The sequence below is a fragment of the Trueperella pecoris genome (assembly GCF_014926385.1).
In the GTDB taxonomy this organism is placed as follows: domain Bacteria; phylum Actinomycetota; class Actinomycetes; order Actinomycetales; family Actinomycetaceae; genus Trueperella; species Trueperella pecoris.
This window is the reverse complement of record NZ_CP053291.1, coordinates 734,114-754,563: the sequence shown is the minus strand read 5'-3', so window position 1 is coordinate 754,563 and position 20,450 is coordinate 734,114. Positions and strand designations below refer to the sequence as shown.

Sequence of the window (20,450 nt, the reverse complement as noted above, 5' to 3'; positions counted from 1 at the left end):
CACCCCTGTCACCTCCAAGACATCACCTGGAGAAGGACCTGACCCCTGTTTGGTAGACACCCGACAACCCGGCTTTCTGCCGGGGAAGAAAGGTAACCTGCCACCATGCCCAGCAAGACCTACACTGAGGAATTCCGCCGCGACGCGGTCGCCGTCTACGAGAATTCCCCCGGCGTATCGATCAACGCCCTCGCCGCCGAACTCGGCGTCAACCGCAACACCCTCCAGATCTGGGTCCGCAAATATGGCACCGGCGCCCGCACCACCACCAGCACCGAGGCCGCCTCGCAGACCCCAACATCGGTGACCGATGCCGAACGTATCCGCCAGCTGGAACGGGAAAACGCCCGACTGAAGGAAGAGCGCGACATTCTGCGCAAGGCCGCGAAATATTTCGCGGAAGAGACGACCTGGTGATCCGCTTCCAGTTCGTTGACGACGCCCGGAACGACCGTTCGGTCAAGCGGTTATGTGAGGTTCTGAAACTCAACCGGTCCTCGTACGACAAATGGAAAAACACCTCCGCCATGCGAAAGAAACGTCTGCTCAGCGACGCGATCCTCGGCGCACGGGTCAAGGCCGTGTTCACAAAAGAACGCGGCTGCTACGGTGCCAAACGCATCACGGCGCAACTCAACGACGACTCGCCCGGCAGTCCGGTCAATCACAAGAAAGTCGCCCGGATCATGCGCTCGTTGCAGCTGGTTGGCTACTCGAAGAAACGCAAGGTCACCACGACTGTCTCGGATAGGAGGAAGCCGGTGTTTGCGGACCTGGTGGGGAGGAAATTCACCGCCCCGGCACCGAACCAGGTCTACGTCGGCGATATCACGTACCTGCCGATCGCGGACGGGTCGAATATGTACCTGGCCACGGTCATCGACTGTTTCTCCCGCCGGCTGGTAGGCTTCGCGATCGCCGATCACATGCGTACTTCCCTGGTTCAGGACGCCCTGGTGATGGCCAAGGGCCAGCGCGGAAGTCTCGACGACGCAATTTTTCACTCCGACCACGGAAGCGTATACACCTCGCACGGGTTCCAGGACACCTGCATACAGCTGGGAGTCCGGCAGTCGATGGGCGCGATCGGCAGCAGCGCTGATAACGCCCTGGCGGAGTCCTTCAACGCCGCGTTGAAGCGTGAGGTCCTCCAGGACGCGAAGACGTTTGCCAATCAGTTGCAGTGCCGGCGAGATGTTTTCCGCTGGTGTACCCGCTACAACACCACGCCTCGACATTCCTGGTGCGGGTACCTCGCTCCAGCAGTGTTTGAACAGCAATGTCCTGTTACGCTGAGATCTGCTTCCTGATCACATCCCCCGTGTCTACTTTCCGGGGGTCGGGCCCCTTCTCTCGAACGCCTCGGCGCCGACAGGTCGATAGGTCGACAAGGCGGACCTGAGCATCGGGGCTCCGCGGTACTACGACACCCGGTTCAGCGCTGAGGTCGCAGAGTTGGTGAAGCGGCCCGAGATGAAGGGCTTCACCGTCAAGACCTTGGGCGAGCTGATCAAGCAGGGGCTGATCCTCAAGAAGGCCGGACACGGTTCTCCATCCGCAGACAGGCGAGGTGGCCACATCTCATACATCAAGGTCTCGGACATCCGGGCGGGTCAGGTCAACATCAATCCGTCGAACCTCGTCCCGACCATCGTGGCCGAGAAGTTCTGGCGCGGCTCCTCGTCGGGGTTGAAGGCGTTCGACCTCATCACGCCCATTCGCGCCTCGAAGAACATCGGTGAGTTCGCCGTGCTCATGCCCGGGCAGGAAGAGGTAGTCCTAACCAAGGAGATGCTGATCCTTCGCGCCGCACCCAAGGCCCCGGTGGACAACTTCTATCTCCTGTGGGCCCTGTCTCTGAGGGTGGTCCGCCAGCAGTGGGACCGAGTGGTTCTCATGCAGACCAACCGGGAGGACGTGGGTCTGCGGTACCTGGAGATCGAGATCCCATGGCCCGATACCGAGGATCGCGGTGCCGAAGTCTCGGTAGCGTTCAGGGACTACTACCGGGGAATAGACGCTCTGCGGCAGACCTTCCTGAACCATCTTGAGAACGGAGGGGCAGCATCACGTGTTCCTCGGAACGATGGGCGACGCCGAGCAGGACAACCTCAGCGAGGACGGCGTGGAGGACTGACCATGCTCGTCGGTTACGCCCGCGTCTCGACCTCGCTCCAGGGTGAGTCCCTGAAGACCCAGCGCGAAGCGCTGGTGGCTGCCGGCTGCGACCCTCAGCGCGTCTACATCGACGAGATCTCGGGTACGATGTGGTCTCGGCCGGAGCTAGTTAAGGCGCTCGCGTTGATGGGCGAGGGTGACACACTCGTCGTGACGCGCCTCGACCGCCTGGGTCGCAACGTCCGGGAGACGATACTGACGATCGCCGACCTCGGCGCCCGGGGCATCAACGTCCGGGTGCTGGAGCCGCACATCGACACTGCCGACCCCATGAACAAGGGGGCCTTCATCATAATGTCGGCGCTGGCCGAGTGGGATCGCGACCTGATGGTCGCGCGCACGAAGGAGGGCGTTGCCAACGCCAGGGCCGAAGGCCGAGTTGCCGGCCCGAAGCCGAAGCTCTCCTCCGAACAGATCCGCCTTGTGCGTCAGGCGGTCACCGGTGGCGAGTCGGTGGCGTCGGTGGCCCGGTCTTTCGACGTCTCCCGCCAGACTGTCTACCGGGCACTCGAGAGAATAGCGAAGTAATGCGAATGCTTGAGCAAGGTATGAGTGACAACAAGTGGACACAGGGTCTGGAAACGACTGTGAACGATGACCCGGAGGAGTTCCCTGTCGCGGTACCTACCAGTAAAGACGAACTGCCAATGACCCTGTCAGAGTTGCAGGAGGCCTTTAGGGACAAGTCGCACCCACGCCATGCTGAAGCAGTCCAGCGCAACGAAGTTCTTGCAGAGCAGCTGCGACCGGCAATGGAACGTCTGCGGCAAACAGTGATGGACCAGTCCGGAATGAATGAGCAGCTGACGCGGATCCAAAAGACATTGTCCGATTCCATGCCGAAGCTGCCACCAGGCATCGACATCTCAAAGCTCGTCGCACCTAGGGCCGACGTGCCGAAGGCCGATACTGCCATCCCCGTGATCGAACAAATCCATACTTGGCAGGACTCATTACGCGATCACCATGAAGAGCTTCAACGTGTCATCGACGCCAACGCCGAAGCCCAGACCGAGCGTCAGGAGATGGAGGACGAGCGCGCCAAGCAGACACTCGAGGTGCTCGTCTCGATGGAAGCCCACCTGGTCCAGCTAAACAACAGGATCAAGAGCGTGGATTCCCGAATTGAGGCCGGCAACGCCAGCTCGTCGAAGGTGGCAGGCAGGACGATAGCTGTGGCGGTTCTGACGCTGTTGGCCACCATCGGGAGTATCGTTGTCACTTTACTGCTGAACACCTAGCACCTTTTGACGCCAGCCCCGATACTTTTTGACGGCAACCCTGAACCTTTTGACGATTGCCCATACTTTTTGACGGATGCCTATACCTTTTGACGGCGGCCCCAGTCTGGACTCAGCGCGACCTTGCGAGCACCCAAATCTGACCCCGGGAAGCCGCCGCCAACCCAACCTCCACCCACTCCCGAGAAACGCTAAACCCCTCGAATCCCGCGAAATACCAGGTAAAACGCGGAACCCGAGGGGTTCAGTTCGCACTCAAATCTTTGTATCAAAATGAGCGTCCTAGTGGTGGAGCTAAGGGGATTCGAACCCCTGACCTCTTCCATGCCATGGAAGCGCGCTACCAACTGCGCCATAGCCCCTTAAGACTTGATTTATATTACTCAGATCTTCTGGCCGACGCCAATCGAAATCCCCCGAACGGCCGTGAAACAGCTCACTGCATGCATGGATGGGTGCGACGCCGTGGAATCTCCGCCTAAAAGCCCGGGCGATCGATAGTAGCCACATCTACCGTTCGCCGATTGTACGAGTACAGACGCCAGGGTGGATTTGCCTTGTGACGAGGCTCAAGGATCGCCCAATGGCAGTTATCCATCCCCTGCAGACCCACCCACTCAGAAGGATTCTGGCCGAGCAACGTCATGACGCCGTTCGAAATGGACCCACCGTGGGCGACGAAGACGACCGTTACGACATCGTCCTTCCCGACAGATTGTGAAAGCTCCGCTTCGACGTCGGCCACCGCACGGCTAACCGCGTCAGCCACGCGCATTCCACAATCTTCACGCCGCTCAACCCCAACGCCTTCGGGCTCTCGCCCCTCGCGCCACACCATCCACTGCTCCGGATCGCGTTCACGAATCTCGGCCGAGGTGAGCCCCTCCCACGATCCGTAGGCTCGCTCCCGTAAACCCGGCTCCATGAGAATCGGTACGCCCGTGACCTCGGAAAGATACTCGGCGGTCTGGCGAGCGCGCCACAAATCGGAGGAATAGATCCGAGCCGGCTTCATCTTGGCCAGTTCACCTGCCGTTTCGGAAGCCTGGGCATGCCCGACGTCGTCAAGAGGAAAATCCTGCGCGCCTTGGATGCGCAAACTCAGGTTCTGGACGGTCTGGCCGTGCCTCCAGAAAACAAGCCGGAGCCTCACGCCTCGCCTTCCGGCCGCCCGTCGCCGTCCTCGGAGGCCGAAGCGAAGTAGGCAGCAAGAGACGACTCGTTGCCCTCATCGACCGTGATGTCTTCGGGCAACTCAATAATCGGGCAATCGCCCCACAACTTCTCGAGCGCGTAGAATTCACGGTCCTCATCTTGCTGGACGTGAACCATAACGTTTCCGAAGTCAAGGAGCACCCAATGTGCCTCCCCCTCAAGACCTTCGCGGCGAAGACGCTTCGAGCCCGCCTTGTGCATCGCCTCTTCGACGTCATCGACGAGAGCACGCACCTGTCTCTCTGACGAGCCAGAGACCACAAGAAAGACGTCTGTGATGACGAGCCGCTCGGAGACGTCGATCGCCGTAATAGAAGTTGCCTTACCTTCAGAAGCAGCCCGTGCCGCGATAAAGGTCTGTTCGATCGATTCCGGTGTAGCTGCCACAGTGTCCTTTCAGTTACAAAAGAAATTCAGTAATGGTCTCATGCGCGCCCGGCACCGCATCCGACAGGAAAGTGACGTTGATCCACGATCCTCCCAAGTAGCCAACCAAGCCCGCAATAAGAATAAGCAAAATAACATTGAGCCAAGTGCGTCGAGGTGCCTCATACTCGGTTTCCTCAACCTCGTCCTCGCCTGCGGCTGGGGTGCCCTCCACAAGCGCAACGCTACTGCCCTTGTCCTCGCGCCGGGTCATCGCCAAGAAACGATCACGCAGGGACTCTTCTTCCATCGAATCGTCGCCATTGTCGGTCTCTTCTTCAACCGGGTCCTGGGCCGGGACTCGCTCGGCTCCGTCCGGATCGACAGCCTGGTCGGCGTTCTGATCGGCTAGCGCGCTTTTGGCGTCATGATCTTCGAAGCGATCGAAAACCGACTTGCGCTCATGCTGGATGGGCTCATCGGCCGCGACTGGTGGGACAGCCGCGGGCGCCGGAATGGCGTCCATGGCCTGGGTCGGTTGCCCGATATAGTCATCAGCCTCGGAAGAACTGGCGGAAACCGCCGGCAGCTGTCTGCTTTCGAGCTCACGTAACTCCTTGCGCGACGGGCGGCGAAGCCTCAGCTCTGTGGTGTCAAGAACCGACGGACCGTCAGCGGGTACAGCTTCGAGCTTTCCCTGCTCACGCAGTTGACGGCGGCTCAGCCGTGGAGTTTCCTCACTCATTCTTCCTCCTTGCCCGCGTCACCACTAGCCTGATTCTCGGCTACCGGAGCGAGGGAAGTAGTCTTTGCCTCGTTCGTTATATACAGATGATACTTGTTTATGTACTGCACTACGCCATCTGGCACCAAATACCACACTGGAACTCCTGCGTGCGCCCGGTTTCGGATGCCTGTCGAGGAGATCGCCATGGCCGGAATCTCGACCACCGAGACCGCATCTTGGGGCAAACCAGAGGTGTCGAGGAGATGGCCCGGGCGATTAACCCCGACGAAGTGCGCCAAGCCCCAGAGCTCCTCGTTGTCTTTCCAGTTGAGGATCTGCGGGAGGACGTCGGCGCCCGTGATGAAGTAGAGGTCGGCGTCGGGATGCTCTTTTCGGAGATCGCGGAGGGTGTCCACCGTGTAGGTCATGCCGCCGCGCTCGATGTCCACCCGCGACACCGAGAAGCGCGGATTAGACGCGGTCGCGATGACAGTCATGAGATAGCGATGCTCGGCGAAGGTGACCTTGCGATCCTTCTTAAACGGCTGTTCACCGGTGGGGACGAAGATCACCTCGTCGAGGTCGAAGTAGTATTGCACCTCCGACGCGGCAACCAAGTGGCCGTGGTGAATCGGATCAAATGTGCCGCCCATGATTCCGATGCGCGCACGACGTTTGGGATCGCCGTCCTTGACCGGCACAGCGCCTGCTTCATCAACCGCATGCAGGTGCGGCTCTTTGGCCTGTGACATCGCATCTCCCTACGTTCCTCTGAGCCGCGGCGGCCCGCACTGACTTTCGCAGCCACGTTTACGCACCACCCGTGGTTATGGCAACTACCATTGAATCAGCAAAAGCCCTCGCCCGTCGAGGGATTTGCCGTGTAATTTATCGCCAGGAACGGCGCCGCAGCCGCATGTGCTTATTTTTCCACTCCCCTGTGTTCGCCGCGAGAATACTCCGCATAGTAGTGGTAGGTATTCCACTGGAGCCCAGTCACGCTCACCTGCCGCTTCATCCACCCTCAGAATCGTTGACATAGCAAGGAAATAAAGTACGCACGACGCCGTCGCTCGGCTTGCAAGCGCAGGCTCACCCCGTGCTGTCGTACTTTCGACCCACCGACTTGGACGCTGTCGAGCTGATATTTTGCTTATTCTTGTCTCACGGGAATAATCCCAACCGGAACGCGTTTTCGCTAAGTGACAATTGAAACGGTGTGTTCAGAAAGTCTTTACGCACCATACGAAAGGACATCAATGGCAACCGTCGAAGTGACCGCAGAAAACTTTAACGACATCGTCAAGGAAGGAACCGTCCTCCTCGACTTCTGGGCAGAGTGGTGCGGCCCGTGCAAGCAGTTCGGCCCGACCTTCGAAGCGGCCTCCGATAAGTACGCAGACATCACCTTCGGCAAAGTGGACACCGAGGCGCAGGGCGAACTCGCCCAAGCTTTCCAGATCATGTCTATCCCGACCCTCATGGTGTTCCGTGACGGCATCCGCATTTATGAAGGTGCAGGCGCGTTGCCGCCGGCCGCACTCGAGGATCTCATCACGCAGGCTAAGGCACTCGACATGGACGAGGTCCGTAAGCAGATCGCCGAGCACGAAGCTCAGTCCGAGAAGTAGCTTTTTCGCCCACGTCCACGGGCGGGCAAAATAGTGTGGCGGGCTGATTTGACCAGCCCGCCACACTTATGCCACAACGCTATGCTTGATCGATTTTCGAACGAGCCTCAATCAGCGGTAACACGCCCTTAAGTACCGAAGCCAGATCCGTAGGCAATGACGCCGGAATCAAGATAACGCCGTCAGCAGCGCCAAGCCCAACCCATGATTCGATCATGTCGGCGACGTTATAGACGCTGCCCAAAACAGACGCAATTCCCGGGAAGAGATCCGTGCCGTTCATGTCCTCGATGAGGAGAGCGCGTTCCTCTGCCGCCGTCACTGAGGCGGAGATGACGATGCCAAGCTCGGCAAAAACGAGGATGTCACGCCCAAGCTCTTGACCAGCTGCCCTGATGACGAAACGGGCCTGGCGCGCAGCGTAGATGTCGACAACACGAAGGCGGACGATGTCTGCGATGCTAGCAATGATCTTGGCACGCTCAGCCGAGATCGCGGGGTTAGTGATGATAACAGTCACCTTCAATCCCGCTTTGCGTGCCCGCGCGGCCGCCGCCGCAATCCCCGCAAAATCGGAATCTGTGTGCAGGGGGATGGTCAGCCCTGCCCACCCTTCGCCCTGCGATGATAGCGCTGTGATGGCCGCATCCATGTCCTGAGGGTCCGCCTCGACACCGGCGAAAACTCCCGCCGTCGAGACCTCGGCCAACTTGGCTGCCGTGCGGACGGCGTCGAAGGTACAATCACGCGAATCGACATCGGTACTCGTGTGGAAGTTGCTGTCCAGCGACACGAAATCGATACCACCTGTCTGGGCCGCGCGCACCGAGGCCGCCAAACGGGGAAAGTTGAGACTCTCGACGCCAGCTTCGTCGACACCGAGCGGCTCGCTCGCACCAAGAAGCGACAGGTCCATTCCGATCCAGGTGGTCGACACCGAATCGTGAGTCAAAGTGTCTGACACGTCAACCGGTGCCGGATTTGATGTAGCTTGGCTTGAAGCCGAAAGTTCGATAGTCATGTCCTTATGTCCGTATCTCATATGGGCCGCTCGCGGCCTAAAAGTCTCGTGATGATAGTTAGCGCGTTCGCCAGGAGGCCATAGACATAAGGCGGTGCGCGAAAGATACGTGGGAATGGATGGTGGAAATCTTCTTGTTAGCGATCATCGTCATTCCTTTCATGTACGTGGCGCACAATCGGCCGAAGCCAGTTAATATTTTTAACCTCGAGTGAATATTCTCCACGCCGGGTTATGCAAGAAAATACCTCCTCGAACGCACACCGGTCAATATCCACGCTTCACCAACCGCACAGATCCAGGCGATGAGCCAGAACATCTCACATAATGAGCCGCCAAATACCGCCAAATTCCGAGGAAAAGTCGCCCCTCACAACTGTGCATGTGACCTTGCACACGAACCGTGTATCATATGCGCCTCGAGCTCCGGTACAGGAAGGCAACGGCGTCGCACAGATGGCCTTGTGAGGGCGGCCCACATGCGACCGACAACTATGCAAAACCCCCTCACACAGAGGGGGCATGCATTGACTATACAACAACGCGTATAACGAATTCTAGTTTTGCGAAGGGTCCGTCCACACGCCACCCTCGCGTTCCATCCACAGCTCGCGCCGCGCCTCTTCCTTCGCATCCATGCGCTCATGGAAAGACGCCTTACGTTCGCGCCGCGTGGCACGGCCAGACTGATCCAGACGCGCATCCGTACCGCGAGGCGAGAGCAACTCGGCACCGGTGGAGATCGAGGGCTCCCAATCGAAAATGACGCCCCCGTCCTCCGGGCCAATCACCACGGTATCGCCCGCCCGGGCGCCCATCTTCAGAAGCTGTTTTTCAACGCCCAGCATGTTGAGTCGGTCGGCCAAGTATCCGACAGCCTCATCGTTGGCGAAATCGGTCTGGTTAATCCAACGCTCAGGCTTGCGGCCGCGAATCTGATAGAACGGCTTGCCGCCCTTGCTGCGCTCGGTGATGGTGAAACCGTTGTCGTCCTGAGTCACCGGGCGGATAACAGCGCGAGCCTCCGGTACGACGTCGTGAGAACGAATCTCCGTGACAATCCTTGCCAACGCGAAGCCCAGTTCGCGCAAGCCCATCCGCGAAAGCGCCGATACCACGTACACGTCCAGGCCACGAGCCTCGAGGTCTTCGCGAACGAAATCAATCATGTCACGCGCGTCAGGCATATCGGCCTTGTTTAGAACCACCACACGGGGACGCTCCATCATGGGGACACGATCCTCCATCGGTGGAACTTGATCAGCATAGGCCGCCAGCTCAGCCTCGATCGTGTCGAGGTCGCGGATCGGATCGCGATCTGATTCGAGGGTCGCGCAATCGATCACGTGGGCGATGACAGCACAGCGCTCGATATGACGCAAGAACTCATGCCCCAGACCCTTGCCCTCAGAAGCCCCCGGGATCAGCCCGGGAACATCCGCCATCGTGAAGCGCATCTCCCCCGCCTGAACGACGCCGAGATGAGGAACCAAAGTCGTAAACGGATAGTCAGCGATCTTCGGGCGCGCGGCAGACATCGCAGCGATCAAGGATGACTTGCCGGCCGACGGAAAACCAACCAAGGCCACATCGGCTACCGACTTCAGCTCCAGTACAACCGAGCGCTCCTCGCCCGGCTCACCCAACAGCGCGAAGCCAGGCGCACGGCGCTTCGGCGAGGCGAGAGCCGCATTGCCCAGACCACCGAAGCCGCCGAGAGCCGCCACAAACTCCTCACCCTCGCCCACGAGGTCGGCGAGAATGTTGCCCTCCATGTCCTTGACGACAGTGCCCGAGGGGACGGTAACCACCAGATCCTCGCCGCGCTTACCATGGCGCATATCCCCCTCGCCCGGCTTGCCATTCTCCGCTTTCAAATGGGGCGAATGGTGAAGCGCCAAGAGTGTCGACTCCTGGGACGAGACGCGCAGAATAACGTCACCACCGTGGCCGCCATTCGCCCCATCCGGGCCTCCCAGCGGCTTGAACTTCTCACGGCGCACGGACGTTGCACCATTTCCACCTTTGCCAGCGGACATGTGCAAAGTTACCCGGTCCACGAAGTTTGCCATGAGATCCTCTCCCGTCGGTTACCCGACCAATTATGACAGAAAAGAAAAGGGGCGGAAGGCTGATGCCCTCCACCCCAATCTATGTTATGCGCTTAGGCCTCGGCCATCACGCTAATGGTCTTGCGGTTACGCTTCACACCGAACTCAACCACGCCAGCAGCAAGAGCAAACAGCGTGTCGTCCTTGCCGCGGCCAACGTTGGCGCCCGGGTGGTACTTGGTGCCGCGCTGACGAACGAGAATCTCACCTGCGTTCACGCTCTGGCCACCAAAACGCTTGATACCAAGTCGCTGTGCATTAGAGTCGCGACCGTTGTTCGAGGAACTGGCGCCTTTCTTATGTGCCATCTGTAGTCCTTCTTTCCTGAAAAAAGCTCGTACTTGATGCCGAATTAGGCGATCTCAAGAACCTTGAGACGGGTGAGCGGCTGGCGATGACCCTGACGCTTGCGGTAACCCGACTTGTTCTTGTACTTGATGATCGAAATCTTCGGACCCTTCTCGTCACGAACGATCTCAGCAGTAACCTTGGCGGAAATGCCATCGGCAGCAGTGGTGATCTTGTCACCGTCGACGAGCATGATCGGCTCAAGCTCGACCTTGTCGCCAGCTTCGCCGTCAATCCTGTTCGTAACCACGATAGATCCGACGGACACCTTCTCCTGGCGGCCGCCTGTCTTGACAATCGCGTAAACCACGTTCAGCTCATCTCTGTCGATTGGATGCACGTTTCCGTGCTCTGGAAAAATTAAATGCGCTCGATGCGCCGAGTTCCAAGTTTACTGAGAGACCCCAGCTGGAACAAGTCCGCCAAGCGCGATCATCGCCACATTCGTGGCGCGTGTCGCGTTTGGCGACTCGTCTAGCTATCGGCCTTCGGCTCGGCCGGGAAGGTCATGATCGCCGAGGACGCCCCCGACCCGGGAGTGATAGCACCCGACGAGGTGACCCGACGGCGTCGTTGACGCTTGGGCTGTTCAGGCTCAGAACTCTTCGAGGCGGCCTTCTCAGACGCCTTCTGGGCGAGCCTCTCGAGCTGCTCGGCCACAGGATTTACCTCAGCCTCATCACGAGGAGACTCCTTGGCTTGGTCGGGAGTCGCCGCGGCGCCTGCCGAGCTCTTCTTCCCCGTCTTGCCGCGTCGCTTCGTCGGACGCTCTACCTTGTCCTCACCCTTGGCGCTCTCCTTGGCCGCAGGCTGAGTATCGGGAGAATCCTCCGCGGAGTAATCCTTCCCCTCAGCCTCGTGCTTCGAAGAGGCCGCAGCGGCGATGTTGGCCAGGGCAGCACGCACCTCCTCATGCTTGGGATCGGCGTCCTCAGCCTTCGGAGCCGCTTGCTTGGGATGCTGGCGGCGAGGGTTAGTCCGCGGATTTTGCTCCTCGGTTTCGCCCCTCTCGACGGGATTTTCGTGCGTGATGTAGCCACGTCCCTCACAGCACTCACACGTGGTCGAGAACGCCTCGACAAGGCCCTGTCCGACGCGCTTACGTGTCATCTGCACCAGGCCCAGCGAGGTCACCTCGGCCACCTGGTGGCGGGTCCGATCGCGACCCAGGCATTCGATCAGGCGGCGCAGAACGAGATCGCGGTTCTCTTCGAGGACCATGTCAATGAAGTCCACGACGATAATTCCGCCGATATCGCGCAGGCGCAGCTGGCGAACAATCTCCTCAGCGGCCTCGAGGTTGTTGCGCGTCACCGTCTCTTCGAGCGAGCCGCCCGAGCCGGTGAATTTGCCGGTGTTGACGTCAATAACCGTCATAGCTTCGGTGCGCTCAATAATGAGCGAACCACCCGAGGGCAGGAACACCTTGCGGTCAAAGGCCTTGGCAAGCTGCTCGTCAACGCGCGAGGCGGCGAAGATATCCTTGTCGCTTTCCCAATGCTCGAGCCGATCAACAAGCTCGGGCGAAAGTTCTTCGACATAGTCGTGGATGGTCGTCCATGCCTCGTCGCCTGCAACCTTGAGCTGGTTGAAGTCCTCATTGAAGATGTCGCGCACGACGCGCACGGCCAGCTCAGGCTCACTCTTGAGCATTGAGGGCGCGTTCTTGGTGGACTTCGACTTGGCCTGGATATCGACCCAAGCCTTGGCCAGCCGATCGACGTCACCCTGTAGCTGTTCCTCCGTGGCACCTTCGGCCGCGGTACGGACGATGACGCCATGCTCAGAGGGGACAACCTTCTTAAGGATGTTCTTCAGGCGCGTGCGCTCCTTTTCGGGAAGCTTACGCGAGATGCCCGTCATCGAGCCTCCCGGCACCAACACGAGGTGGCGGCCGGCAAGGGTGATCTGCCCGGTCAGGCGTGCGCCCTTGTGCCCGATCGGGTCCTTCGTGACCTGAACGAGGACCGTGTCGCCGCTCTTGAGCGCGTCTTCGATCTTACGCGGCTTGCCGTTCATGCCGACGGCATCCCAGTTCACCTCGCCAGCGTAGAGGACCGCGTTACGCCCCTTGCCGATATCCACGAAGGCCGCTTCCATCGAGGGAAGAACATTCTGCACGCGGCCGAGGTAGACGTTTCCCACCATCGACGTCTGGGTGTGGCGAGCCACATAGTGCTCAACGAGTACGCCGTCTTCAAGCACGGCGATCTGGTTGAGGCCGTCCTGTTCACGCACGAGCATCGTCCGGTCGACAGCCTCGCGGCGCGCCAGGTATTCGGACTCGGAGATCGTGGTACGACGACGCCCGGCACGGCGCCCCTCCTTGCGGCGGCGCTTCTTCGCCTCGAGTCGCGTGGAGCCCTTCGGAGCCGTGACCCCGTCGTCGGCCTCTTCAGAGGAACGGCGACGACGACGGCGACGCACGGTCGTCGTTTCTTCCGCTTCCCCGTCAGAGTCGGAGGAGTCATCCTCGGCCTCGGTGGCCTCCTTCTCCCCCGCATCTTCCTTGGCCGTGTCTGCGGCCTTCTTACGCGAGCGGCGGGGGCGCGGAGGCTTTTCCTCGTCGGTGTCCTCGGTGGCAGCTTCTGCCACCTCGGCCTCAGCCTGCACGACATTGTCAGCAGACTTGCGTCCACCACGCTTGCCGCGCCGACGCTTGCGGGCGGACGAGTCGTCGTCGGACTGCTCGACCTCGGGAGCCGATTCGGGGGCTTCCTCCCGCGCGTCCTCGCGGCGCTGGCGGCGCGAGCGTACGGCCCGCGTCAGATCCGGCTCCTGGAACAAGAGCGCAGTCATCGGAGCGACTTTTGCGCCACCTTCTTTCTGTTCGGCATTATCTGCCATAGGTATCCCCTAGCAGGTGGCCGTCTGCATCTGGCAGCCACCTCAATTTAGGTCGTGGCTCGAGGCCACGGAAGCTTAACGATCGAATCGGCCCGGCTGCACGCGGTTGCGGCGCACGAGGCTAATTCTTCGAGCGGATGCACGCTCGTTTCGTCATTATTGTTGCACATTTGGACAACGACTGCCTGCAACGACTGAATTTTTGTCTGCCGGAGCACGATAAAAACAAAGGGACTTTCGTCCCCATGGCGTTGACAAAATCGCCTAGTTATCAAGATTACTCACAAAGACTTTGGTTCCATGCCGCCCTTCGCGACGCAATTGTCTAGCCCTGTGAGTTAAACTGACGGCGAACACTAAGTTCGGGCGAACAAACCTCGCCCGGAGATATTTCAGCACCTCAGCCCCGGCTGAGCACATTCGGGCTAGCGCAGCCCGAATCACTAGAAAGGTGACTCAGGTGGATGTCCTAGACCTTTCACGGTGGCAGTTCGGAATCACGACCGTGTACCACTTCATCCTGGTACCGCTCACGATCGGACTTTCGCCACTCGTGGCAATCATGCAGACCAAATGGCTGCGTAGCGGAGATACCAAGTATCTGCGCATGTCGGAGTTCTTCGGCAAAGTACTTCTCATCAACTTCGCACTCGGCGTAGCAACCGGTATCGTCCAGGAGTTCCAGTTCGGACTCAACTGGTCGGAGTACTCCCGCTACGTTGGTGACATCTTCGGTGCACCTCTGGCATTCGAAGCGCTCCTGGCCTTCTTTATGGAATCGGTCTTCCTCGGGGTGTGGATCTTCGGCCGCGGCCGAATCTCCCCCAAGGCTCATACCATCGCCATCTGGATGACCGCCCTTGGAACGAACATTTCCGCGTTCTTCATCCTCGCGGCCAACTCCTTCATGCAGAACCCCGTTGGCGCGGTCCTCAACCCTGAAACTGGCCGTGCTGAACTCGATGGCATGTCCGGCTTCCTGGAAGTCATCTTTTCCACGACTACCCTCTACGCCGTCCTACACACCATCTCGGCGTCGTTGATGGTGGCAGGCGCGATGATCAGCGGTATTTCCATCTGGTGGATCGTGCGCGCCGTGCGCAGCAACAACGAGGTCGAGGCTCGCGAATTCTGGAAGCCCGCAGCCCAGTTCGGTCTCAAGGTCCTCGCGGTGGCTGGCATTTTCGCGATCGGCTCGGGCCACTTCATGGGCCAGCATATCTACGACGTTCAGCCCACGAAGATGATCGCGGCCATGGGCATTTACGAGTCGGGCGAATCGCACGATCTTGCCTTGGGGATGCTCGGTACGGAGGCCAACGCAGACACGATCATTTCGTTGCCGATCCTGCCGGGACTCGAGTCCTTCATGGTGACGGACCACGCCTCCGGGCCGCAGTCCTACCTCATGGGCAAGGGAGAAATCCAGGACAAGTTCACCGAGGCCTTCGGCGATATCTACGGCACTGATGTCAACTACATCCCGAACGAGTTTGTCGCTTTCTATTCGTTCCGCGTCATGATGGGCCTCGGATTCGCCTCACTCGGCTTGTCCATCCTGGGTCTGTTCCTCCTGCGTGGCGACAGGCTGATCACCAGCAACCTGCTCGCCAAGCTATTCGTGTGGACTATCCCGCTTCCCTACCTCGCATCGACCTTCGGGTGGATCCTTACCGAGATGGGCCGTCAGCCGTGGGTCGTCTACCCGAACTTCGAGCGCGAGGGTAACCTCGCCCCCTCCCAGATGATGCACCTGCTCACCGAGAACGGCGTCTCCCAGAACGTCCTGTCGGCCGAAGTGCTCATCTCCGTGGTAATCTTCACGCTGCTCTACGCCGCCCTGGGCGTCGTGTGGTTCCGCCTGATCGTTCGCTACGTGCGCGAGGGAATCAACCCGTCCAGCAAGCTTCTCCTCGAGGAGGCTCCCACCAAGGGCGTCACCGAGGACACGAAGCTCAGCTTCGCTTACTAAGGAGGAACCGTGGAACTTTCAGCACTGCAGATTATCTGGTTCGCTCTCCTGGCCGTCCTGTGGATCGGCTACCTCACGCTCGAAGGCTTCGGCTTCGGCACCGGTATGCTACTGAAGATACTTCCGAGGAATGAAAAGGAGCGCCGCTTGGCGCTCAACACCATCGGCCCGCACTGGGACGGAAACGAAGTCTTCCTCCTCACGGCCGGCGGAGCGACCTTTGCCGCATTCCCCGAGTGGTACGCAACCATGTTCTCCGGCATGTACATGGCGCTGGTTGCCATCCTCATCTTCCTGATCATCCGCATCTCCGCCTTGGAATGGCGTGGAAAGATCAACTCGGCTGGTTGGCGTTCGATGTGGGACAACCTCCACACCGGCGTCGCCTGGCTCGTCACCCTTGTCTGGGGCGTCGCTTTTGGCAACCTTGTCCAGGGCACCGAGATTCAGGTCGGTCACTACGCTTCGCGTGGCGGCGAGTTTGTGCCGGCCGATCCGGCCAACATCGATAGCGCCCTGGCTGCCGGCGATCAGCACTTCCTCACCGGCGGATTCGTCTCCCTGTTCACGCCCTACACCCTCGTGGGCGGCGTCGTCTTCCTCCTCCTGTTCCTCACCCACGGCGCGCTGTGGTTGTCGATCAAGACAAAGGGCGAATTCCACGACCGCGCGATCGCCATGGCAAAGAAGCTCTCGCTTGCTTCGACCGGCCTGACGGCCATTTGGGCCGTGTGGGGCCAGTTCGTCTACAGCGGCCACCTGTGGGGCCTGATTCCGTTGGCTATCGCCGCCGCCACGCTGATCGGCTCGACGCTGGCCATTCAGAAGGGCAAGGACGTCTCCTCGTTCTTCCTCTCCTTCGCCGGCCTGGCCTTCGCGGTGGTGTGGGTCTTCTCCACGTTCGGCGCGAACGCTATGAAGTCCTCGATCAACTCCGCTTATGACCTGACTCTCGTCCAGGCATCGGCCACCGCACCGACCCAGTCCGTCATGCTCATCGCGGCGATCATTTTCGTGCCGATCGTTCTGGGCTACACGGCTTGGTCCTACAAGTCCTTCGCTGGCCGACTCGGCGTGGAGAACATCTCCGATAAGCCTGCCGGCCTCGACCCGAAGAAGGTTCGTGAGTTCGCTCAGGCCTAACGAGTCGTAGCAGGAAGGGCGTGCGATTGGATCGCACGCCCTTTCGCGTATCCCCCGCACACAATCTAGACTAGTTCTGATTGAGGAATGAGGTGCCGTGAAGCCATTAGACCCCCGGCTGCTTAAATACGCAGCCGCAACCAAACCCTACATTGTCTTCCTCGTTGCCCTCGGCGTCCTCGATGCGGCGCTGATTGCGGCACAGATCGTCCTTATCGCCTACGCGGTCTCTCCGATCTTCTATGGAACCTCCCAGCCTACTGACGTGTTGCCGCTCTTGGGCTTGTTGGCCGTGGTCTTCGTTGCGCGTTTCTTCGTTTCTTTTGTGCGTGACGCCTACGGCCACCGCTCCGCCGTCTTAGTCATCACCGACCTGCGCGGCAAGGTACTGGACAAGGCGGCCGCGCTCGGCGATCGATGGCTGACGGGCAACACGACGCACACGGTCACGCTCGTCACTCGCGGCCTGGACGATCTTGAACCCTATTTCGTCCGGTTCCTCCCCCAGCTGTTCCTCTCGGTCACGGCCATGCCTGCGCTCATCGCGCTACTGTTCTGGTTCGACTGGATATCGGCCATGTTCGTCATCTTCTGCATCCCGCTTGTTCCCCTTTTCATGATCCTCATTGGCAAGATGACCAGCCGCTATTCCGCTGAGCGCCTTGCCGCGATGCAACAGCTGTCCTCCCAGCTACTCGATCTGCTTTCCGGTCTTGCTACCCTCAAGGGCCTTGGTCGCGAGAAGGGCCCCGGAAAGCGCGTACAGCACCTCGGCTCGCGCTTCGCTGAAAAGACCATGCAGACCCTCTACGTCGCGTTCCTCTCCGGCGCGGCCCTCGAGTTTCTCACGACACTGACCACGGCCCTCGTAGCCGTCAACATCGGCCTTCGGATGGTCGACGGTTCGGTTCCCCTCCATATCGGCCTCATCGCCATCATGCTCACCCCGGAGATTCTCAAACCGCTACGCGAAGTGGGTACACAGTTTCACGCCTCCGCCAACGGCGTCACCGCCGCCAACAAGGCCTTCGAGGTTCTCGATACCCCGCTCGTCGCGCACAAGGGCACCGCGCCCGTGCCCGACCTCGACTCGGCACGCATCTGCTTCGAGGACGTTTCGGTTTACGCCCCCGGCCGAGCCACGGTTGCGCCCTCGCACTTAAGCGCATGCATCGAACCCGGCCAGATCACCGTCCTACGCGGTGCGTCCGGCTCCGGCAAAACGACCGCCGTTCATAGCCTCCTCGGTCTCCTTTCACCCGACGAGGGCCGCATCACCGTCGCTGGCCTTCCATTATCTGACATCGACCGCAACCAGTGGTGGTCCTCCATCACGTGGGTCCCCCAACGCCCGGCGATTCTCCCCGGCACCGTCGCCGAGAACGTGGGCGCAGTCGATGCTCGTGCCGCCGAAATCACGGGATTCGACGACGTCGTCGCCCGCCTCCCTCACGGCTGGGACACCCTCATTGGTCACGGTGGCGCAGGCCTGTCGGTTGGTCAACGCCAGCGGCTCGCGCTGACCCGAGCACTCGTGTCCTCTTCCAAAATCGTCATCCTTGACGAGCCTTCGGCGCATCTGGACGCCATGAGCGAGGAATACGTGTGCAACGTGGTGACCTCCCTGAAGGAAGCGGGCCACACCATCGTCGTGATCGCGCATCGGCAAGCCATCACCGAACTCGCAGACCGGGTGATCGACGTCGTGCCCTCGACCCGCGACATCAGCGCCGAACTGCTCGAATCTGCCTCGATCAGGGAGTCGGCGGACTATGCGCACATGATCGAGTCCCGCCGTGCAGATTATGCGATCCCCACGCAGTGGACGGACGCCGACTCCTCGGGCCACAGGATCGTCAAGCTGACCGTGAGCGATGAAGAGGAGCTGTCATGAACGTGATTCCCAAGGATGAGCGCGTCGCCCTCAAGCGCGCGATCTCCATGCTTGACTACAACAAGAAGACGTTCGCATGGTCGGTCGCCGCAGGCTCGGGCGCCGTCGGTTCAGGCGTCTGCCTCGGCGCAACCTCCGCCTGGCTCATCGCCCGCGCAGCCGAATTGCCACCGGTCCTTGACCTTTCGGTTGCCTCGACCGCCGTGCGCATGTTCGGCGTGGGCAAGGCCATCTTCCGCTACCTCGAGCGCATCGCCTCACACTGGGTGGGCCTCTATGGCATGGCCAACCTGCGATCTCGCGTCTATTCTTCGATGGCCAACTCCACCGCCGACGTCGTCACCTCCGTCAAGCGAGGCGACCTCCTCGCACGCACCGGGGCGGACGTGGACGAGGTGGGAAACGTCGTTGTCATGTCCATGCTTCCGGCAGCTGTGGCGGTCATCGTCTCCCTCCTGTCGCTGACCATTGTTGGCCTGTTATCCCCGCTCATCGCGCTCGTCCTCCTGGTATGCCTCCTGATCTCCGGCCTCGTCGCGCCTTTCGTCGCGGCTCACGGTGCGAGCCTTGACCAGGTAGCACAGATCCGCAACCGCGCCGAGCTCAACGCACATTCGCTGACCATCCTCGAGTCGGCCTCCGAGCTGCTCGTGTCAGGCCGAATGGAGGACATGGAGGCGCAGCGTGCCCAGACCGAACACCGCATCCAACGCAGCCGAGACCGTTCGGCGCGTCCGGCCGCACTCGCGTCGGCACTCGACACCCTAGCCATGGGCCTAGCCGTCGTCGGCGCTCTCCTCATCGGCACGCAGCAAATGGCAACTGGGAACCTGTCCGGCATCGAACTCGTGGTGTGCACGCTGCTGCCGCTTTCCGCTTTCGAGGCCACCTCACGCCTAGACGCGGCGGCGACACAGCTGGTACGGTCCGCGGCGGCCGCCAAACGCATCGTCGATCTCCTCGACGCCGCAGACTCGCGCCAACCCCCCGAACTCGACCGGCGCGAGCCCACGGACGAGGGTCTCGTCGCCCGCGGCCTCGTTATCGGCTGGCCTGACGGCCCAACGGTAGCCGGCCCCATCGATCTTGATCTTCGCCGTGGCAAGACCCTCGCGATCGTCGGGCCTTCCGGCATCGGCAAATCGACCCTTCTCTATACTCTCGCGGGCATGCTCGAACCCAAGGGCGGCCAGGTCAGCCTCAACGGCCGCGACGCCTGGCGCATCGAACGCCAGGAAATCTCCGCCGATCTTTCCCTCACCGCCGAGGACGCCCACGTCTTCGAGACGACGGTCCTCGAGAATCTACGCGTCGCCCGCGCAAGTGTGACGCCCGAGGAGGCCGCCGATCTTCTGCGCCAGGCCGGCCTGGCCGACTGGCTCGCCCAACTGCCCGACGGCGTCGAGACCATGCTCGGCTCCGACGCTACCTCAATATCGGGAGGCGAGCGACGCCGCCTCCTGCTCGCCCGCGCACTGGCCGGAGCCTCAACCTACATGCTCCTCGACGAACCCGGCGAGCACCTCGATCCCCGCACTGCCGATGAGCTTATTCGTGACCTGCTGTCAGTTGGCGGCGCCGAGCGCGGCGTCATCCTCGTCACCCACCGCCTCACTCCCCTCGATGCGGTGGACGAAGTCATCATGCTTGGCACAGACGAGACGGGCCAGGTCGGCGTCGTCGCGCGTGGAACACACGCCGAGCTCGCGCAGCGGATGCCCTCCTACGAATGGTCCCTCGCCCAAGAGTAAAATGA

The 20,450-nt window shown here is 60.7% G+C and carries 17 protein-coding genes and 1 tRNA gene; 8 read left to right on the top strand and 10 right to left on the bottom strand.

Annotated elements, in window-relative coordinates; translation table 11 throughout:
* The first annotated feature begins 105 nt into the window (after window positions 1-105).
* The 3 genes from HLG82_RS03600 (at window position 106) to HLG82_RS03590 (ending at window position 3,419) form a co-directional block, all read left to right on the top strand.
* A protein-coding gene (locus tag HLG82_RS03600; protein WP_193327348.1) for an IS3 family transposase occupies window positions 106-1,310 on the top strand; the annotation gives its coding sequence in 2 pieces (ribosomal slippage) (window positions 106-403 and window positions 403-1,310; 1,206 coding nt in all).
* 148 nt (window positions 1,311-1,458) lie between these two features.
* On the top strand, window positions 1,459-2,706 hold the full coding sequence (locus tag HLG82_RS10415) for a recombinase family protein (protein WP_255313951.1): 1,248 nt from the start codon (window positions 1,459-1,461) through the stop codon (window positions 2,704-2,706).
* A gap of 20 nt (window positions 2,707-2,726) precedes the next feature.
* Window positions 2,727-3,419, top strand: coding sequence for a hypothetical protein (locus HLG82_RS03590; protein WP_193327347.1), 693 nt, complete (start codon window positions 2,727-2,729; stop codon window positions 3,417-3,419).
* Window positions 3,420-3,705: 286 nt separating this feature from the next.
* Here HLG82_RS03590 and HLG82_RS03585 read toward each other — a convergent pair.
* The 5 genes from HLG82_RS03585 to nadD form a co-directional block, all read right to left on the bottom strand.
* A tRNA-Ala gene (locus HLG82_RS03585) sits at window positions 3,706-3,781 on the bottom strand.
* Between the two features lie 116 nt (window positions 3,782-3,897).
* Complete coding sequence (locus HLG82_RS03580; protein ID WP_193327346.1) at window positions 3,898-4,572, bottom strand: histidine phosphatase family protein; 675 nt, start codon at window positions 4,570-4,572, stop codon at window positions 3,898-3,900.
* The gene (gene rsfS, locus HLG82_RS03575) at window positions 4,569-5,021 is read right to left on the bottom strand and encodes a ribosome silencing factor (RefSeq protein WP_193327345.1); all 453 of its coding nucleotides are present in this window, start codon (window positions 5,019-5,021) and stop codon (window positions 4,569-4,571) included. Before rsfS ends, HLG82_RS03580 begins: the two co-directional genes overlap by 4 nt.
* A gap of 13 nt (window positions 5,022-5,034) precedes the next feature.
* The gene (locus tag HLG82_RS03570) at window positions 5,035-5,745 is read right to left on the bottom strand and encodes a hypothetical protein (protein ID WP_193327344.1); all 711 of its coding nucleotides are present in this window, start codon (window positions 5,743-5,745) and stop codon (window positions 5,035-5,037) included.
* Window positions 5,742-6,479, bottom strand: coding sequence for a nicotinate-nucleotide adenylyltransferase (gene nadD, locus HLG82_RS03565; protein ID WP_193327343.1), 738 nt, complete (start codon window positions 6,477-6,479; stop codon window positions 5,742-5,744). The genes HLG82_RS03570 and nadD overlap by 4 nt, the downstream gene beginning before the upstream one ends.
* Window positions 6,480-6,986: 507 nt before the next feature.
* On the opposite strand from nadD, the gene trxA reads away from it, so the two are divergent.
* Window positions 6,987-7,358: a thioredoxin gene (gene trxA / locus HLG82_RS03560; protein ID WP_193327342.1), complete on the top strand. Its 372-nt coding sequence runs from the start codon at window positions 6,987-6,989 to the stop codon at window positions 7,356-7,358.
* 79 nt (window positions 7,359-7,437) lie between these two features.
* Here trxA and HLG82_RS03555 read toward each other — a convergent pair whose 3' ends face one another.
* The 5 genes from HLG82_RS03555 to HLG82_RS03535 form a co-directional block, all read right to left on the bottom strand.
* Entirely contained in the window at window positions 7,438-8,379 is a 942-nt protein-coding gene (locus tag HLG82_RS03555; protein WP_193327341.1) for an LLM class oxidoreductase, read from the bottom strand.
* A gap of 557 nt (window positions 8,380-8,936) precedes the next feature.
* Window positions 8,937-10,451, bottom strand: coding sequence for a GTPase ObgE (obgE, locus tag HLG82_RS03550; RefSeq protein WP_193327340.1), 1,515 nt, complete (start codon window positions 10,449-10,451; stop codon window positions 8,937-8,939).
* Window positions 10,452-10,543: 92 nt separating this feature from the next.
* Window positions 10,544-10,798, bottom strand: coding sequence for a 50S ribosomal protein L27 (gene rpmA / locus HLG82_RS03545; protein WP_193327339.1), 255 nt, complete (start codon window positions 10,796-10,798; stop codon window positions 10,544-10,546).
* A 44-nt stretch (window positions 10,799-10,842) separates the two neighbouring features.
* Window positions 10,843-11,148 (bottom strand): 50S ribosomal protein L21, encoded by a 306-nt coding sequence (gene rplU / locus HLG82_RS03540; RefSeq protein ID WP_193327706.1) that lies wholly within the window; start codon window positions 11,146-11,148, stop codon window positions 10,843-10,845.
* A 164-nt stretch (window positions 11,149-11,312) separates the two neighbouring features.
* Entirely contained in the window at window positions 11,313-13,685 is a 2,373-nt protein-coding gene (locus HLG82_RS03535; protein WP_193327338.1) for an Rne/Rng family ribonuclease, read from the bottom strand.
* 460 nt (window positions 13,686-14,145) lie between these two features.
* On the opposite strand from HLG82_RS03535, the gene HLG82_RS03530 reads away from it, so the two are divergent.
* The 4 genes from HLG82_RS03530 (at window position 14,146) to cydC (ending at window position 20,445) form a co-directional block, all read left to right on the top strand.
* Window positions 14,146-15,657, top strand: a complete 1,512-nt coding sequence (locus HLG82_RS03530; protein ID WP_193327705.1) for a cytochrome ubiquinol oxidase subunit I — start codon at window positions 14,146-14,148, stop codon at window positions 15,655-15,657.
* 9 nt (window positions 15,658-15,666) lie between these two features.
* Window positions 15,667-16,800, top strand: coding sequence for a cytochrome d ubiquinol oxidase subunit II (cydB, locus tag HLG82_RS03525; protein WP_193327337.1), 1,134 nt, complete (start codon window positions 15,667-15,669; stop codon window positions 16,798-16,800).
* A gap of 97 nt (window positions 16,801-16,897) precedes the next feature.
* Complete coding sequence (cydD, locus tag HLG82_RS03520) at window positions 16,898-18,694, top strand: thiol reductant ABC exporter subunit CydD (RefSeq protein WP_193327336.1); 1,797 nt, start codon at window positions 16,898-16,900, stop codon at window positions 18,692-18,694.
* Entirely contained in the window at window positions 18,691-20,445 is a 1,755-nt protein-coding gene (gene cydC, locus HLG82_RS03515) for a thiol reductant ABC exporter subunit CydC (RefSeq protein WP_193327335.1), read from the top strand. Before cydD ends, cydC begins: the two co-directional genes overlap by 4 nt.
* Window positions 20,446-20,450: the final 5 nt, after the last annotated feature.